The sequence below is a fragment of the Maricaulis sp. genome, assembly GCF_015665295.1.
Lineage (GTDB): Bacteria > Pseudomonadota > Alphaproteobacteria > Caulobacterales > Maricaulaceae > Maricaulis.
Window position 1 is genome coordinate 135,334 of record NZ_JADFAJ010000016.1, and the last position, 16,168, is coordinate 151,501.

Here is a 16,168-nt window from a genome sequence, read left to right on the forward strand (position 1 = left end):
TCTCATGGGTCCCAGCCGCCGCGTCCTTCTTGCCAGCCTCGCCCTGACGGCAGGCTTGGTCCTGTCCGGATGTGGCTTTTCGCCCATGTATGGTGGCGGAAGCGTCCATGGCGCGCTGTCAGACATCCAGGTCGAGACAGGCCGCGAGCAGGTTGATTTCCATCTCCAGGAAGCCTTGCTCGACCGGATGGGCGCACGCCATGCCCGCGGTCCGTACACACTTCGCACCGAAAGCGAAACCACGCGCACGCCCCTGGGCGTGGGCGCCGACGCGGCCGTGTCTCGCTACGCGATCGGGCTGACCGTCGATTACGGCCTGTTCCGCGACGGGGATGTCGATCCGGTCATGACCGGGTCAGTCAACACGGAAGCCTCCTACAACCTGCCTCGCGAGATCTATGCCTCGGTCACGGCGGAACGCGACGCCACGGAACGTGCCGCACAACTTGCCGCCGAGCGCATTGCCAACCAGCTCGTCCGGGCGTTGCAGGACGCCGACACCCAGTGAAGGCGACCGCGCGCGATGCGGACAGGCGGGTCAGCAGGCCGGACCCGTCCATCCGGGCCTATCTGATCTATGGTCCCGATCGCGGCCTGACCCATGAACGGGCCCAGACGCTCGTCGCTGCGATTCTGGACGATCCGAATGATCCGTTCGCCCTGACCCAGCTGACAGAAGAAGATCTGAAATCCGACCCCGCCGGACTCGCCGATGCGATGGCCGCGATGTCGCTCACTGGCGGGAAACGCCTGGTACGTGTTCGGTTGAATGGTGAAACCGGAAGCGGTCCCGTCATCGAGCTGATCGCGGCCCTCGAGAAGGGCTCTCTCGCTGCGGAAGCAGTGCTGCTGGTCGAATCCGGGGATTTAACGCCGCGAGGGAAGCTTCGAAAAACCTTCGAACCGGCAAAAAACGCAATTGCAATAGCATGTTACGCTGATACAGCTCATTCACTCGAAACGCTGTGTGAAGACATGCTCAAGGTTGAAGGCCTCAGCCTTGCTCGCGACGCGCGTGATGTGTGGTTGCCGCGCCTTGAAGGCGACCGAGCGCTCGCCCGCGGCGAGATCGAGAAACTGATCCTGTTCAAGGGACTTCGCGAGCAGCGCCGGGACGGCGATGATGTCGTCACCCGCGAGGATGTCGAGGCTGTCGCAGCAGACCAGGGCGAAGCGCAGCTCGATTCCGTTCTGTCGCCCGCCCTGCTTGGACTGCTCGAACAGGCCGATAATGCCTATCACCGCTCGATCACGGCCGGCGGATCGGCGGTTGGAATTCTTCGCGCCCTGCAAAGACGGCTCGACCAGCTCGGAGCGGTTCACGCTGCAGGCGGCAATGACGGGGCCATGGCGCGCAGCGGCGCGCCGCGTTACGGACCGCAGGCCGACGCTTTCAAACGACAGCTTTCACTGTGGCGCGGGCGCCGCCTGGATCATGCGCGGCAATTGGCCTTCGACGCCGAACGGGCGGTCAAGCGTTCCGGGGCGCCGGCCGAGGCGCTCGTCGGTGACCTCCTGATCCGGTTGGCTCGCGGCGCGGCACAGATGGGCCGCTAATGCGACCGGGCTGCATCGGCGCTCAGACGCCGGCAAACATCATCCAGCTGTTCCAGCGTCTTGTACTGCACCCGCAGCTCTCCGCCCTTGGCGCCGTGACGGATATCGACCGCCAGGCCGAGGCGCGCGGTGATATCGGCTTCCAGGGCCCGGGTATCAGCATCCTTGCTGCCACCAGCTGACACGGCCGCAGACTTGGTCTCGGGCGCCGCCGGCGGATTATTGGCCTCGCGCGCCATTCTCTCGGCATCACGGACCGACAGGCCCCTGGCTACAATCTCTTCTGCCAGCACGCCCGGGTCTGGCGCGTTGGCGATCGCGCGCGCATGGCCGGCCGAGATCGCGCCACCTGCCAGGAGTTCAAGCACACTGTCAGGAAGCGACAGGAGACGCATCATATTGGCCACATGGCTGCGGCTTTTCGAGACCGCATGGGCAACATCTTCCTGGGTATGGCCAAACCGGTCGATCAGCTGACGATAGGCCTGGGCCTCTTCAACCGGGTTGAGATCGGCCCGCTGGACGTTCTCGACAATGCCTATCTCCAGCGTTTCGCGGTCAGTCAGCTCCCGCACAAGCGCCGGGACCTCGTGCAGACGTGCCCGCTGCGCTGCCCGCCAGCGGCGCTCGCCGGCGACGATCTGGAAGCTCTGTCCGCCATCGGCCGGACGCACCAGGATAGGCTGGACAATGCCCTTGTCGGCGATCGATTCTGCCAGCGCGTTGAGTTCAGGTTCGCTGATCGTCTTGCGCGGCTGGTCCGGATTGGGCGCAATCAGCTCAATCGGGATCATCCGCACGCCATCGCGCGACTTCGCCTTGCCAGGCGCGTGTCCGCCATCCTGAGCCGGGGCGCTATATCCCTCGGTATCAGTTTCTCCGAGCAAGGCCGACAGGCCGCGGCCGAGACGTTTGTTCTTATCGCTGGCGCTCATGCCACTTCACCCTGTTCTTCGCGACGACGCTTGCGTTCCTGCTGGACGATCTCCTTGGCCAGGCTGATATAGGCTTGAGATCCGGAGCACTGCAGGTCATAGAGCAGGACCGGTTTGCCGACAGACGGCGCCTCGGAAACCCGCACATTGCGCGGAATGACTGTCTTGTAGACCTTGTCGCCGAAATGCTCGCGAACATCTGCCGCGACCTCGGCCGACAGATTATTGCGGCTGTCATACATGGTCAGAACCACGCCCTGGATATCCAGGCGTGAATTGAGATGACCCCGCACCCGGTCGATCGTCTTGAGCAGCTGGGACAGGCCCTCCAGGGCAAAGAACTCGCACTGCAGCGGCACCAGGATGGCATCTGCGGCTGTCAGGGAGTTCACCGTCAGCACATTCAATGATGGCGGGCAGTCGATCAGGATATAGTCGAGCGCGGCCGCATCCGGTCCCAGTGCTTGCATGCTCTGGTCGATCGCGCGCTTGAGGCGATAGGAGCGACGCTGGTCATCAGCCAGTTCCAGCTCGGCTCCTGACAACAGCTCGTCCGACGGAACAATGCTCAGTCCGGGCACCACGGTCGGAACCATGGCTGACTTGAGGGAATCCCCGCCCACCAGGACATCATAGGATGTCAGCGTTCGCTTTGCCGGCGGTACGCCAAGCCCGGTCGAGGCATTGCCCTGCGGATCGAGATCGATGATCGCGACCTTCTGTTTGATCGCCGCCAGGGCCGTTCCCAGATTGATGGCGGTCGTGGTCTTGCCAACTCCGCCTTTCTGGTTGGCGACAGCGATGACACGGGGCGCCTTGGCGCGCTGGACGTCAGTTGGCACGTTCCACCTCATGAATGCGCAGGATCACCCCGCCACTGGTCCGACTGGGTATGACTTCATGATCGAATGTCCAGTGTTTAGCGGCCTCGGTCAATTCATCGCGATAGTTTTGCCCTTTGAAGAAAAGGCCTTGTGCCCTGTTTTTCAACAAGGGCTCCACATAGCCCAATAATTTATTCAAGGGCGCGAAGGCCCGGGCCGTCACCAGATCAAAGCCTTCAGCCGGATCGAGAGTCTCAACCCGCACGGATCGGGCCTCGGCGTCGAGATCCAGGGCGTTGATGGTCTTGCGCAGAAAGGCCACCTTCTTGCCCACGGAGTCGACCATTATCACCCGCGCGGCCCGGCCCCGATCGCGAAACCCGAGCGCCAGCGCGATACCAGGAAAGCCGGCACCGGCTCCGAGATCCGCGACACGGCTCACACCCGGGGCGATATGATCAAGCAGCTGGAAACTGTCCATGGCATGGCGCTCCCAGAACTGGTCAAGGGTGGAGCGACCAACCAGATTGGTGTGCGTATTGGTTTCAACCAGCAGACGCCGCCACTCATCAAAACCGTCGAGTGTTTCACGTGAAACACCGGTTTCGCGTCCGAAAGCCGCTCGATCCATCTAGCCCGCCTCCTGCGAACGCCGTTTCACGTGAGCCAGTACCGCCGTCAAAGCCCCGGGCGTCACACCTTCAATTCGTGCCGCCTGTCCCAGCGTTTCCGGGCGGGCGAGTTCGAGCTTCTCGCGCGCCTCATTCGAGAGGCCGCCGATCCGGCGATAGTCCAGATCACGGGGAAGCCGCACGGATTCATCACGACGGAAGGCCAGAATGTCGGCCTGTTGCCGCTCGATATAGCCGGCATAAAGCGCGTCGATTTCGATCTGCTCGGCAACCCCGGAACTGACCCTCATCAGCTCCGGCCAGATTTCGCAAAGCCGGGACCAATTGACATCCGGATAGGCCAGGAGCTCGGAAACGGTGCGACGCTTGCCATCGGCATTAACGACAAGCCCCCGCGCGTTCGCTTCATTCGGAGTGAGGGAAAGCCCTGCCACGCCATCCCGCACTTGGGATAATTCTTTCATCTTGGCATCAAAGCGAACCTGGCGGCCGCCGGCGGCCAAACCGAGGGAAACCGCCTTCGGTGTCAGTCTCTGGTCGGCATTGTCGGCCCGCAAGGTCAGCCGGTATTCCGCCCGGGACGTGAACATCCTGTAGGGCTCACTGACACCGCGGGTGATCAGGTCATCGATCATCACGCCGATATAGGCGTCGGATCGGCTCAACACGAAAGGCGCCCGCCCGGTCGAGGCCAGGGCCGCATTGGCACCCGCCATCAGTCCCTGCGCCGCGGCCTCTTCATAACCGGTGGTGCCATTGATCTGGCCGGCCAACCAGAGACCAGGCCGCTTGCGAAGCTGAAGGGTCGCATCCAGCTCACGTGGATCGACATAATCATACTCGATCGCATAGCCGTACCGCTTCACCTCGACCTGCTCGAGCCCGGGAATGGTGAGGAGGAAACGCTGCTGCACATCATCGGGCAGCGAGGTCGAGATCCCGTTGGGATAGACCGTGTCATCGTCGAGACCTTCGGGCTCCAGGAAGATCTGGTGCTGCGACCGATCGGCAAAACGCACCACCTTGTCCTCGATCGATGGACAATAGCGTGGACCACGCCCGGCAATCGCGCCCGAATAGACTGCTGACTGGCCGAGATTATCGGCGATGATCTTGTGTGTCGCTTCAGTTGTCCGGGTCACGGCACAGCTAATCTGCGGCACGCGGATCGCATCCGTCATGAAGGAAAAGGGTATGGGTGTCTCATCGGCTGCCTGTTGCTCGAGCGAGTCCCAGTCAATCGATGACTTGCGCAACCTCGCCGGCGTTCCTGTCTTCAACCGGCCCATCCGCAGATCGAGACCGTAAAGCGTATCCGACAGACCAATCGAGGGCGCTTCATCCACCCGACCCGCCGGGATACGCTGAGACCCTTTGTGGATCAGGCCACGAAGAAAGGTTCCGGTCGTCAGCACGACGGCGCCGGCATGATATTCGCACCCATCGGCGTCGATAGCACCGACACAGGTCTCACCGTCGAACATCAGGTCTTCGACGGCGGCGGCACGGATGTCGAGATTCGCTATACCGTCGAGTTCTGCCTGCATCCCCGAGCGATAGAGCGCGCGATCCGACTGGGTCCGGGGACCGCGAACAGCGGGTCCCTTTGACCGGTTCAAGAGCCGAAACTGGATACCCGACGCATCCGCGATCCGGCCCATGACACCATCAAGCGCGTCAATCTCTCGAACCAGATGACCCTTGCCCAACCCGCCAATTGCCGGATTGCAGGACATCTCGCCAATCGTTTCGCGCCTGTGGGTCAAGAGAAGGGTGCGCGCACCCAGGCGCGCCGCGGCTGCGGCCGCATCACAGCCGGCATGACCGCCACCAATGACTATCACGTCCCAGCTCTGCATGAGATGACATCCGTTCAATCTGAGCTCGAATTGAGGCCGGACTACATAGGACCTTCACCCGTCTGAGTCGAGCCAGACCGGCGGATGTTTCACGTGAAACACGACTCAGGCTTAACCCGTGGCTATTTGCCGATGCAGAATTGCGAAAAGACGCGGTCCAGCACGTCCTCGACATCCACGCGACCGGTCAGGCTTTCCAGGGCGCGGACGGCAAGCCGCGCATCCTCTCCCGCAAGCTCCGGCGCCTGAGCAAGATTGTCACGACAGCGCACCAAGGCCTCAAGCGCGCTTTCAACAGAACGCCGGTGACGCACACGACTGAGCGCCGGCATCTCTCTGGCCGAAAGCCGGTCGCGCACGATCGCCTCAATCCGCGCTTCCAGCTTGTCGACACCCTCTCCCGACTTCGCGCTCAGGCGATAGGCCCCATCGCGATCCGTCCGCGGCGCCAGGTCCAGCTTGTTGAGTACGAGCAGATCACCATCCACCAGGCGGCCCTGGAGGTCCTTGAGCTCCTCATCAGACCGCGCGTCCGCAACGCCGATCCGGAGATCGGCATGCTCCGCCCGGTCGAGCGCCCGGCGCACGCCCTCGGCCTCAATGGCATCGACCGCTTCACGCAGGCCGGCAGTGTCAGAAATCACGACCGGAAATCCGGCCAGGGTCAGCTGCACCTCAACGATATCCCGCGTGGTGCCCGGGATGTCGGTAACGATCGCGGCCTCACGCCGGGCCAGCCGGTTGAGCAAGCTTGATTTACCGGCATTGGGAGCGCCGATGAGCGCGATCGAGAATCCGGTCCGGATACGCTCGCCACGACGACCGTCATCAAGATGAGACATCATTGACGCGATCAGCGAGCTCAGCGGCGCATAGGCCGAATGGGACAGGGCATCCGGGACGTCCGCCTCGTCGGGAAAGTCGATTTCACCCTCGATTGAGGCCATCGCAGTGATCAACTGCTCGCGCCACCCCTCATAGAGCTGGCGCAATGACCCCGACATTTGCGACAAGGCCTGGACCCGCTGACCCTCGGTTTCCGCTTCAATGAGATCGGCAAGGCCTTCGGCTTCGGTCAGGTCGATCTTTTCGTTTTCGAAAGCTCGTCGCGTGAACTCACCGGCCTCCGCAGGATACCCGCCCGCCTCGTCCAGCGCCTCAAGCACAGCCTCGACCACGGCCGGACCGCCATGCACGTGAAATTCCGCACTGTCCTCGCCCGTAAAACTTCCCGGCCCCGGGAACCAGATGACCAGCCCGCGGTCCATCAAGGCACCCTGCCCATCACGAAGCCCCCGCAGCGCTGCATGGCGGGCCGGAGGGCGCGGCAGACCGGCGATCGCGTCAAGAATACCCCCGGCGCCAAGCCCGGACAGCCGAATGACCGCCACCCCGGAGCGGCCGGCAGGCGTGGCAAGAGCGTAAACTGTTGTATTCAAGGGATTACCGGTCCTTGCCACCACCGGAAACACCGCCAGCCTGACGCATCATCTCCATGAATTGATTGGTCATTTGCCCACCGACCGCAGACCATTGCCGCATGAGAGCTTCCGGTTCCATCGATTCCAGGTTGGCCTCGGTCCGGCGGACGACCTCGTCGACCATGGCATCATTGATGCGTGACACATCGGGAAGGCCCAAAAAGGTCCGGGCTTCTTCCGGCGTACAATCAATGTCGATCTTGACCTTCATAGCGGCCTCGCTTGAACTGGCTTCGAGAGCACTCAACAGGAGCCCCCCATGGCAGGTCAATATATCCCCATCAGCACGCCCGATGGAACGTTTTCCGCCTATCGCGCCCTGCCAGCCTCCGGAAAAGGCCCGGGCGTGCTTGTACTGCAGGAGATTTTCGGGGTGAATGCCGGTATGCGCAAAATCTGCAACGGGCTGGCAGAGGCCGGTTTTGTCGCTCTCTGCCCGGACCTGTTCTGGCGGATCGAACCCGGTATCGAACTCGATGACGGTGTCGAGGCCGACCTCGAACGTGCCTTTCAATTGTTCTCGGCATTCGATGTCGAAACCGGCATGCAAGATATCGCAGTGGCAATTGCTCACCTGCGAGCGGACGACGCCTGCACCGGACGGGTCGGAGCCATGGGTTATTGCCTCGGGGGACTGCTGGCCTTTCTGACCGCGTGCCGTACCGACAGCGACGCCACGGTTGGCTATTACGGCGTCGGTATCGAGGATCGACTCAAGGAAGCGGACGGGCTGGACCGGCCTCTCCTCCTGCACATCGCCGGCAAGGACCAATTTGTCCCGCCCGCTGCGCAGGCCAAGATCCACAGTAGTTTCGATGGTCATCCGATGATCCGTTTGGAAGACTATCCCGAGGCGGACCACGCTTTCGCCAGGCCGGACGGATCGCATTATTCCCGGGCCAGCGCTGAAAAGGCCAATGGCCTGTCCCTGCAATTCCTGCGTGAAGCGCTCGCTTGACACGGAGCGTCACGCGGGCGTGATTACCGACTCCGGGCAATATGAGTCACACTGCAGTCCTGTGACCCTGTCCCAACCGTACAGACAACCGGATAACACCGTGGCCCTTGTCGACGATCTCCGCGAAGTCCGCCTCGCCGGCTTTCCACTTCGCCTCCCTTTCCTCGCCATGACCACGCTGGCTTGGGTCGCCTGCCTGCTCGTGTTTTCAGGAGCGAGCTGGATCGACGCGGTTCGGGCGTATCCCGAAGCCAGCTACGGCCGTTACCTGCGCGGCTGGTCAATCGGGCTCCTGCCCTGGCTCATCCTGTTTCCGCTGGTCTTCAAGCTTGGCGCGCGCCACGTAAATTCAAGCGTCCGGCAAACATTCAGATCTGCCCTGACCGCGGGCTTTATCTCCATGATCGCAGTGACCGCCTACGCGGCGATCGCCTTCTCGATCGGTACCGACCTGACACCGATTGAGACCCTCGCCGATCTCGGAATGCGGGCCTTTTTGTGGGATATCGTGTTTTTCGTCATGACCTTCCTGATCGGACGTCAGATGCGACCAGTCCAGGATCCGCTGGAGTTTCGGGAACGGGATCTGGGTTCAGTGGCCGTCAAATCCAGCGGACGGGTCGAATACATCCCCGTACGCGACATTCTCGGAGCAACAGCGCAGGGCAATTACATCGCGCTTCACCTTGAAGACCGGGATGTTCTGCACCGGACAACCATGGCGCAGCTCGAGGATGCCCTCGGCAATGCCGGCTTTGTCCGCATTCACCGTTCACACCTGGTCAATCCGGCCTGCATCAGCATGGCAAGGTCACGCGGCGAAAGCTTCCGGATTGTCGAACTCACAAACGGTACACAGCTGCCCGTATCCGACCGCTACCGCAACGAGGTCCGCGCCCAGCTTGACCAGCGCGTTCTCGCGTGATTGCACGCCGATTACTCCTGACCTTGTGAACCGGTCCCCCGGTCAGCCCGCACCCAAATCAACCCGCGACTGGGTCCATGGCACTGGCGACCGACCAGCTCGGGCGTGCGGTCAGCCGCGCAAAATAAGCCTTCACCGCAGCCGGAGCATCATCAAACTGTTTGATGATTTTCAGAAGAAACAACATGTAGCCTACTGAAATATCCGCCGCTGTGAACCGGTCCGCCGCCAGATAATCACGGCCTGCCAGCCCATGGTCTGCCAGCATGGAAAGCGCCTTCACGGTATCACGCTTGGCAGATCGCGCGATCACCGGGCTACGGGCCTTCTCGGGCAGCAGCATGGTGTGGGCGAGCAGCAGGGTCACCGGCAGGATCATGCCGCTTTCCCCATAGTGCAACCATTGAAGAAAGAGGTCGTAGTCGGCTTCATCAGGCGTGACTTCAAGATCCGTCGGCCCGTACCGGCCCATCAGATATTGCAGGATGGCAACCGACTCGAACATGACCCGCCCCTTGTCCTCAAGGGCAGGCACCTTGCGCAGCGGATGGATTTCGCCATAAGCCTCATCGCCAGCCGGACGCTGGGCAAAAGGCACAGTTTCAAGCGTATAGGGCAGGTCCATTTCCTCAAGCAGCCAGCGAACACGCACAGAGCGCGTCCGCGGCGCATGAAAAAGACGCAGTCCGGATGTATCGACCATGACATTTCTCCCCGTTCCGGGTTTTCGTTTCTCGACCTTGCACCAGCACCAGCAATCAATACACAGAGGGCACGGTAGATCGTCACTGAAACACATAGGCCTGCAACGCGATCCTGCGATGCGATAGGATACCGCGACACCCAAAAAGACCAGTCCAATCCGTGGGAGCCCCCGATGCGAAACATGCTGATCACCCCTGTCCTGATCGCGCTGCTCGGCCTCGTCGGCTGCTATGTCGCGCCGACGACCGCCAGCGACAACCCTGCCGCGCCGGCCGCGGCGCTGACCTGTTTCCGTGAAAACGGTCACGCCATGCTGGCCGCACATCGCGGCGGTCCGTCAACCGGATACCCCGAGAACGCGCTGTCCAGCCTGCGACGCCTGGCCGATCTCGGCGTTCTTTATGCCGAGATCGATGTGCGCCGCGCCGCCGACGGCACGCTCTTCCTGCTGCACGACGACACGCTGGACCGGACGACCAACGGCACGGGAGATCTGACGGGGCGCACCTGGCCGGAGCTCGCGACCTACAGACTGCGTGACAATGAGGGTCATGATGTTGAAGAAGGCATACCAAGCCTTGCCCAGGCCTTTGAAGTCGCGCGGACCAATGGTCTGATCCTCAATCTTGATCTCAAGGATGTCGATGCGACGGAGATTGTCGCGCAAATCCGCGAACATCAGGCGCGCGACCTGGTCGCCATCATTGCCTATTCCGTCGAGGATGCTGCCGCGCTGCACGCGCTAGATCCCGGCCTCGTCCTGTCAGTTCCTCACGATATCAGTGCGTTGACCAATGCCGGCGTCAATCTGGCAACGAGCTATGTCTGGCTGGGTACCGGTCCGGTCAATCCGGCGGCCGACGCCGCTCTGGCCGAGCTCGGCATTGAAACATCCGCAGGCCTGTTCCGCCGCGAGAATGGCGGCGCTGCCCCCTATCTCGAAGCCAAGGCAGCCGGCATCGAACTTCTCTCGATTGACAATGTCGAGGCTGCCGTCGCGGCCCTGGGCGGATCCGAGCACCTCAGACACCAGATTGCCACCTGCTCGCCCTAGCAAGCCCGGCGCGATTGGGCTCATACTCCTCGTCCTGACGCACTCAAGAAGGCTTGCAGCATGTCAAAGGCCATCCGGATCACTGAGGTCGGCGCGCCAACCGTCATGACCCTCATCGATCATCATGCACCCTCACCCGGCCCGGGCCAGTTGCTCATCCGTCATGCGGCAATCGGAGTGAATTATATCGATACCTATCACCGATCCGGCCTTTATCCGGTCCCGCTGCCAAGCGGAATCGGGCTCGAGGCGGCCGGTACGGTGGAAGCGGTCGGTGCCGGGGTCGACGATTTTGCCCCGGGTGATCGTGTCGCCTATGGCAGCGGCCCGATCGGCGCCTATGCGACGTACAATAACGTGGCCGCCGGCCGCGTCGCGAGACTCCCCGATACGGTCGGTTTCGACCAGGCTGCAGCAATCATGCTCAAAGGCATGACCGCGCGTTATCTGCTCAAGGAGACCTTTCCGGTCCAGCCCGGCGATACGGTCGTCTACCATGCCGCTGCCGGCGGCGTCGGCCTGGTCATGTGCCAATGGGCACGTGATCTCGGCGTATCGCTGATCGGTACGGCCAGCACCGACGAGAAATGTGACCTCGCCCTTTCGATGGGCGCGACCCACATGATCAACTCTTCACGTGAGAATGTCGTGGACCGGGTTCGCGAGATCACTGGCGGTGCCGGGGTTCCGGTCGTCTATGATGGTGTGGGAAAATCCACCTTCCACATCTCGCTCGATTGCCTGCAACCACGAGGCTTGCTGGCCACTTTCGGAAATGCCTCAGGCCCGGTCACAGGCGTCGATCTAGGCCTTCTTACCCAGAAGGGTTCACTCTACGTGACCCGGCCATCGCTGGGACATTATGTGGCCAGTGATGCGGCACTGGCCGCCAATACAGCGGATGTCTTCGACGCTGTAGCGCGTGGCGCCATCAACATCACGATCAATCAGCGCTATGGCCTGGATGAAGCCGTGCGGGCGCATGAAGCGCTTGAGGGCCGGCAGACGACAGGAGCCAGCATCCTGATCCCCTGACACCCTACGAGCCTAGGTGTCCATCGGGCGCTAGGTGTTCATCGAGTCGAAGAACTCGTCATTGGTCTTGGTCTGACGCAGCTTGTCGAGCAGGAATTCAATGGCATCCTGAGCGCCCATCGGATTGAGAATCCGGCGCAGGACATACATTTTCTGCAACTGGCTACGATCGACCAGCAGCTCTTCTTTCCGGGTACCGGATTTGAGAATGTCGATGGCGGGGAAGACGCGCTTGTCGGCAACCTTCCGGTCCAGAACGACTTCCGAATTACCCGTACCCTTGAACTCCTCGAAGATGACTTCATCCATCCGCGAGCCGGTATCGATCAGGGCCGTTGCAATAATGGTCAGCGAACCGCCATGCTCGATGTTCCGAGCCGCGCCGAAAAAACGCTTCGGACGCTGCAGCGCGTTTGCGTCAACGCCACCGGTCAGCACCTTGCCCGAGGACGGCACCACTGTGTTGTAGGCTCGTCCCAGACGGGTGATCGAGTCCAGCAGGATCACCACATCACGGCCATGTTCGACGAGACGCTTGGCCTTTTCAATCACCATCTCGGCGACCTGGACGTGACGCGTGGCGGGCTCGTCGAAGGTGGAGGAGATGACCTCACCCTTCACAGTGCGCTGCATGTCAGTCACTTCTTCCGGACGCTCATCGATCAGCAAGACCATCAGATAGCAATCCGGGTGATTGCTTTCGATCGCGTGCGCTATGTTCTGCAAGAGAACGGTCTTGCCGGTCCGTGGCGGCGCAACAATCAGGCCACGCTGTCCCTTGCCGAGCGGGGCGACAATGTCGATCACACGACCGGAGCGATCCTTCACCGTCGGATCGGCCAGCTCCATGTTGAAGCGGCTTTCGGGGTAAAGCGGGGTAAGATTGTCGAAATGGACCTTGTGGCGTGCTGATTCCGGGTCCTGGAAGTTGATGGTCGAAACCTTCAGCAAAGCAAAATAGCGTTCGCCATCACGCGGGCTGCGTATCTCGCCTTCCACGGTATCACCGGTACGAAGTCCGAACTTTCGGATCTGGGTCGGTGAGACATAGATATCATCCGGACCGGCCAGATAATTGGATTCCGGCGAGCGCAGGAAGCCGAAACCGTCCTGCAGCACTTCCAGCACTCCACCACCATGAATCTCGACATCCCGCTCCGCCAGGGATTTGAGAATGGCGAACATCATGGCTTGTTTGCGGAGAGAGGAGGCGTTCTCGATCTCGAGCGCCTCGGCAAACTCCACCAACTCGGTTGGCTTCTTCTCTTTGAGACCCTGCAGCGTCATGCGCTCCAGACCTTCAAGCAGAGCCGGAACGGGAACAGTTGCAGGTGCGGGTGAGGAAATTTCGTCGGTCATGGTGTTACTATCAGCTCAAGCACAAGAGCGTGGCCGGACAGGGCCTTACGCGATCAAGCAAGTCGGGTGCCGCCAATGCGGAGGTAACCCGTTAATTGAGGAGCAGACGGGCGCGCTGGGATGTACGCGTCTCACGTCACGAAAGAAGGGATCCTGGAAAAGGAGTCGAGAAACCCTTGCCATGCAGCCCGCCCAGCGTCAAGCGCAAGCAGGTGATTGCCTGCTAATTCAACGCGACGACAGCGATTATAACTATCGCTATGGCGAGCACGAAGGGCAGCTCATTGAGCAGGCGATAGCGCTTGTCGCCCCAGTCATTTGTACCAGCCTGGAAATGCTTGAATCGCGTGGCAAAAACATGGTGCAAACCGGTCATGCCGACAATCAGCAGGAATTTTGCAAGCCAGGCCCAGCCCAGAAAGACAGACCAGCTGCCCGCGCGATCCGCGTTTGACCAGACGAGCGCCAGGCCAAAAATCCAGGCCACGATCATGGCCGGGTTCATGATGATTTTGAGCAGACGTTGTTCCTGCAGTTTCAGTGTCTCATCCAGCTCGCCGCCAGGCGTCGCGTCACAATGATAGACAAACAGCCGCGGCAAATAGAGCAAGCCGGCCATCCAGGCGATTACCGCCAGGATGTGAAAGGCCCGCAACCAGTCATATGCCGCCAGCAACATGTTAGCCCCGCTTGATCAAACCTTGCCTGCAAGCTTGCACGGACATGCGCTGCAGTCAGCCGGACAAATCCGCTCACCTCGCTCCGAACGCAGCCCGCCGGGACCACGCAAGGCACCCCCAACCAGATTGGCCAGGGCTTCGATGAACACCGGATCACAACCGAGAGCCGGCACCCGAATATATTCCTTCACCCCCAGCTCGTGGGCAATTTCGGCATATTCTTCGTCCAGCTCGACGAGGGTTTCGATATGTTCGGATACAAAGGCGATCGGGGTCAGCATGATGGATTTTCCATCCCTGGCCGCTTTTTCGATCGCGGTTTCGGTCGATGGACCGATCCATTCCAGCGGCCCGACCCGGCTCTGGTAACAAATCTCCACATCCGGAAACTCCGGCAATTGCTGGCGCACGGCCGCAACAGTCTGCTCCACCTGCCACTGGTAGGGATCACCCGCATCAATAATCTTCTTGGGCAGACCGTGTGCGGAAAACAGGAGCCGAACATTGTCCGGTCGCCCTGCCTTCTCCCAGGTCTTGCGGATCAACGCTGCATGAACATCCAGGAAAGCGGCCTCCGTCGGATAGCAGCAGATCGCGTGGGTCTCCGGACCGCCGGCATCCCGCCAGGCTTTCAGGGACGACCCCGTTGTCGTGGTCGAGAAGTGCGGATAGAGCGGCAAAAGCACAGTTTCATCCGGCTGCCAAGCTTTCACCTCATCAGCCACATCATGGGTGAACGGGTGCCAGTAACGCATCGCCGGCCAAATCCGGATATCATGATCAGGCCACTGTGGAGACAAGTGTTCAGCCAGAGCATTCGCCTGGCGGATGGTTTCAGGCAACAAGGGGGATCCGCCGCCCATCTTGGCATAATTGGCCCGGGCCTCCTTGGCGCGGGTCGTCGAGATGAGCAGGGCCAGCGCTTCACGGATCAGACCCGGTGCCTGGATAATGGCCGGATCACGGAACAGGTTACGCAAGAAGGGTCGCACGGCCTCGGGTCCGTCGGGACCGCCGAGATTGAACAGTATTACTGCGAGTTTCTTGCGCCCGTTATTCACGACCTGCCCCCAGACATCAGGCGCGTGACCGGATTCGCGCCAGTAATTGCTCGACATGACTCACCGGCACGTCCGGCGTTATCCCGTGGCCGAGATTGAAGATATGGGGCCGGCCCGCCCAACTATCCAGCAAGCGATCCACCTCGCTATCCAGAGCCTTGCCGCCGGCCCGCAAGGCGGCAGGATCAAGATGGCCCTGGACGGGCATGCCGGCCGGAAGCACGGACTGGATCCAGGCCGGGTCCACTGCCGTATCGATGGCGATCGCCGTGACCCCGGTTTCGCGGGCATAGCGCGGGTAAAGCGTTCCGGCGCCACGCGGAAAGCCGATGATCGGGACATCAACGCCAGCAGCCCGGACCGCCTCGATGATCCGTCGCGTCGGCCGGATGATGACCCGCTCGAACAGGGGCTCCGGAAGGCCTTCGGCCCAACTGTCGAACAGCTTGAGGACTTCGGCCCCACAGCGCGCCTGCATGACCAGATATTCTGCCGTGACATCGGCAATCCTGTCCATCATGGCATCAAAGGCCTCCGGATGCTCCCAGGCCGCCACGCGGGCGCGGAACCGGTCCTTCGAACCGCCGCCCTCGATCATGTAGGTCGCGACGGTCCAGGGCGATCCGGCAAAGCCGATCATCGTCGTGGTCTCGGGCAATTGTGGCACGACCCGTTTGAGGGTTTCGCCAATCGGGGCCAGCACGGCTTCCGTCTGGTCCGTCCTCAATTCCTCGAACAGCCTCGGATCGAAGGGTTCCAGCTGCGGACCCTCGCCGGTTACGAACCAGACCTTGCGGCCCAGCGCGATCGGCACCAGCAGGATATCGGCAAACAGGATCGCGGCATCAAAGCCGAAGCGCCGGATGGGTTGAAGGGTCACTTCTGCGGCCAGATCGGGCGAGAAGCAGAAATCGATGAAGTTCTTCGCCCGGGAGCGTACTTCGCGATATTCCGCGAGATAGCGCCCGGCCTGACGCATCAGCCAGACAGGCGGGGGCGAGACGGCTTGACCGGCGAGAACCTGAAGGAGGGGTTTTTGGATCATGTCATTCATCCGCCCTGCTTAGGCATGTCTTATCGACGGATCAATCAGTCCCTTTCAT

Annotated in this window: 17 protein-coding genes; 6 read left to right on the forward strand and 11 right to left on the reverse strand. The window is 61.4% G+C overall.

Annotated elements, in window-relative coordinates:
* Positions 1-4: 4 nt before the first annotated feature.
* Together lptE and holA are read left to right on the forward strand one after the other, a co-directional pair.
* Complete coding sequence (gene lptE / locus QZZ02_RS08745; protein WP_291843723.1) at positions 5-508, forward strand: LPS assembly lipoprotein LptE; 504 nt, start codon at positions 5-7, stop codon at positions 506-508.
* Positions 505-1,557 carry a DNA polymerase III subunit delta gene (gene holA / locus QZZ02_RS08750; protein WP_291843725.1) on the forward strand — a complete coding sequence of 351 codons (1,053 nt, stop codon included), beginning with the start codon at positions 505-507 and terminating at the stop codon, positions 1,555-1,557. Before lptE ends, holA begins: the two co-directional genes overlap by 4 nt.
* Here holA and QZZ02_RS08755 read toward each other — a convergent pair.
* The 6 genes from QZZ02_RS08755 to QZZ02_RS08780 all read right to left on the reverse strand — a co-directional run bounded on the left by QZZ02_RS08755 (position 1,554) and on the right by QZZ02_RS08780 (position 7,499).
* Entirely contained in the window at positions 1,554-2,492 is a 939-nt protein-coding gene (locus QZZ02_RS08755; RefSeq protein ID WP_291843726.1) for a ParB/RepB/Spo0J family partition protein, read from the reverse strand. The genes holA and QZZ02_RS08755 overlap by 4 nt on opposite strands.
* Positions 2,489-3,346, reverse strand: coding sequence for a ParA family protein (locus QZZ02_RS08760; RefSeq protein ID WP_291843727.1), 858 nt, complete (start codon positions 3,344-3,346; stop codon positions 2,489-2,491). Before QZZ02_RS08760 ends, QZZ02_RS08755 begins: the two co-directional genes overlap by 4 nt.
* Complete coding sequence (rsmG, locus tag QZZ02_RS08765) at positions 3,324-3,947, reverse strand: 16S rRNA (guanine(527)-N(7))-methyltransferase RsmG (protein WP_291843729.1); 624 nt, start codon at positions 3,945-3,947, stop codon at positions 3,324-3,326. Before rsmG ends, QZZ02_RS08760 begins: the two co-directional genes overlap by 23 nt.
* A complete protein-coding gene (gene mnmG / locus QZZ02_RS08770) occupies positions 3,948-5,807 on the reverse strand; it encodes a tRNA uridine-5-carboxymethylaminomethyl(34) synthesis enzyme MnmG (protein ID WP_291843730.1) in 1,860 nt (619 codons plus the stop codon).
* Between the two features lie 122 nt (positions 5,808-5,929).
* Positions 5,930-7,246, reverse strand: coding sequence for a tRNA uridine-5-carboxymethylaminomethyl(34) synthesis GTPase MnmE (gene mnmE / locus QZZ02_RS08775; protein ID WP_291843731.1), 1,317 nt, complete (start codon positions 7,244-7,246; stop codon positions 5,930-5,932).
* Positions 7,247-7,250: 4 nt separating this feature from the next.
* Positions 7,251-7,499, reverse strand: a complete 249-nt coding sequence (locus tag QZZ02_RS08780; RefSeq protein ID WP_366511522.1) for a DUF6489 family protein — start codon at positions 7,497-7,499, stop codon at positions 7,251-7,253.
* Between the two features lie 48 nt (positions 7,500-7,547).
* On the opposite strand from QZZ02_RS08780, the gene QZZ02_RS08785 reads away from it, so the two are divergent.
* Complete coding sequence (locus tag QZZ02_RS08785) at positions 7,548-8,246, forward strand: dienelactone hydrolase family protein (protein WP_291843733.1); 699 nt, start codon at positions 7,548-7,550, stop codon at positions 8,244-8,246.
* A 100-nt stretch (positions 8,247-8,346) separates the two neighbouring features.
* The gene (locus QZZ02_RS08790; protein WP_291843734.1) at positions 8,347-9,171 is read left to right on the forward strand and encodes a LytTR family DNA-binding domain-containing protein; all 825 of its coding nucleotides are present in this window, start codon (positions 8,347-8,349) and stop codon (positions 9,169-9,171) included.
* Between the two features lie 58 nt (positions 9,172-9,229).
* On the opposite strand, the gene QZZ02_RS08795 is transcribed toward QZZ02_RS08790, so the two are convergent.
* Positions 9,230-9,874 (reverse strand): glutathione S-transferase family protein, encoded by a 645-nt coding sequence (locus QZZ02_RS08795; RefSeq protein ID WP_291843736.1) that lies wholly within the window; start codon positions 9,872-9,874, stop codon positions 9,230-9,232.
* Between the two features lie 174 nt (positions 9,875-10,048).
* Between QZZ02_RS08795 and QZZ02_RS08800 the strand changes: the two genes are divergently transcribed.
* Positions 10,049-10,930 (forward strand): glycerophosphodiester phosphodiesterase family protein, encoded by an 882-nt coding sequence (locus QZZ02_RS08800; protein WP_291843737.1) that lies wholly within the window; start codon positions 10,049-10,051, stop codon positions 10,928-10,930.
* Positions 10,931-10,990: 60 nt separating this feature from the next.
* A complete protein-coding gene (locus QZZ02_RS08805) occupies positions 10,991-11,965 on the forward strand; it encodes a quinone oxidoreductase (RefSeq protein WP_291843739.1) in 975 nt (324 codons plus the stop codon).
* 30 nt (positions 11,966-11,995) lie between these two features.
* Here QZZ02_RS08805 and rho read toward each other — a convergent pair whose 3' ends face one another.
* From rho to hemE, 4 genes are all read right to left on the reverse strand, one after another.
* Positions 11,996-13,324, reverse strand: coding sequence for a transcription termination factor Rho (gene rho / locus QZZ02_RS08810; protein WP_366511518.1), 1,329 nt, complete (start codon positions 13,322-13,324; stop codon positions 11,996-11,998).
* Between the two features lie 223 nt (positions 13,325-13,547).
* Positions 13,548-14,003, reverse strand: a complete 456-nt coding sequence (locus tag QZZ02_RS08815) for a CopD family protein (protein ID WP_291843741.1) — start codon at positions 14,001-14,003, stop codon at positions 13,548-13,550.
* Between the two features lie 15 nt (positions 14,004-14,018).
* Positions 14,019-15,122: a ferrochelatase gene (gene hemH / locus QZZ02_RS08820; protein WP_291843742.1), complete on the reverse strand. Its 1,104-nt coding sequence runs from the start codon at positions 15,120-15,122 to the stop codon at positions 14,019-14,021.
* The gene (gene hemE / locus QZZ02_RS08825; protein ID WP_366511519.1) at positions 15,082-16,119 is read right to left on the reverse strand and encodes a uroporphyrinogen decarboxylase; all 1,038 of its coding nucleotides are present in this window, start codon (positions 16,117-16,119) and stop codon (positions 15,082-15,084) included. The genes hemH and hemE overlap by 41 nt, the downstream gene beginning before the upstream one ends.
* Between the last annotated feature and the right edge of the window lie 49 nt (positions 16,120-16,168).

Excerpts from the sequence above, each read along its gene's own strand:
- lptE (WP_291843723.1), top strand. The coding sequence starts at position 5 with ATGGGTCCCAGCCGCCGCGTCCTTCTTGCCAGCCTCGCCCTGACGGCA.
- QZZ02_RS08755 (WP_291843726.1), bottom strand. The coding sequence starts at position 2,492 with ATGAGCGCCAGCGATAAGAACAAACGTCTCGGCCGCGGCCTGTCGGCC.
- QZZ02_RS08760 (WP_291843727.1), bottom strand. The coding sequence starts at position 3,346 with ATGAGGTGGAACGTGCCAACTGACGTCCAGCGCGCCAAGGCGCCCCGT.
- rsmG (WP_291843729.1), bottom strand. The coding sequence starts at position 3,947 with ATGGATCGAGCGGCTTTCGGACGCGAAACCGGTGTTTCACGTGAAACA.
- mnmG (WP_291843730.1), bottom strand. The coding sequence starts at position 5,807 with ATGCAGAGCTGGGACGTGATAGTCATTGGTGGCGGTCATGCCGGCTGT.
- QZZ02_RS08780 (WP_366511522.1), bottom strand. The coding sequence starts at position 7,499 with ATGAAGGTCAAGATCGACATTGATTGTACGCCGGAAGAAGCCCGGACC.
- QZZ02_RS08785 (WP_291843733.1), top strand. The coding sequence starts at position 7,548 with ATGGCAGGTCAATATATCCCCATCAGCACGCCCGATGGAACGTTTTCC.
- QZZ02_RS08795 (WP_291843736.1), bottom strand. The coding sequence starts at position 9,874 with ATGGTCGATACATCCGGACTGCGTCTTTTTCATGCGCCGCGGACGCGC.
- QZZ02_RS08800 (WP_291843737.1), top strand. The coding sequence starts at position 10,049 with ATGCGAAACATGCTGATCACCCCTGTCCTGATCGCGCTGCTCGGCCTC.
- QZZ02_RS08805 (WP_291843739.1), top strand. The coding sequence starts at position 10,991 with ATGTCAAAGGCCATCCGGATCACTGAGGTCGGCGCGCCAACCGTCATG.
- rho (WP_366511518.1), bottom strand. The coding sequence starts at position 13,324 with ATGACCGACGAAATTTCCTCACCCGCACCTGCAACTGTTCCCGTTCCG.
- QZZ02_RS08815 (WP_291843741.1), bottom strand. The coding sequence starts at position 14,003 with ATGTTGCTGGCGGCATATGACTGGTTGCGGGCCTTTCACATCCTGGCG.
- hemH (WP_291843742.1), bottom strand. The coding sequence starts at position 15,122 with ATGTCGAGCAATTACTGGCGCGAATCCGGTCACGCGCCTGATGTCTGG.
- hemE (WP_366511519.1), bottom strand. The coding sequence starts at position 16,119 with ATGAATGACATGATCCAAAAACCCCTCCTTCAGGTTCTCGCCGGTCAA.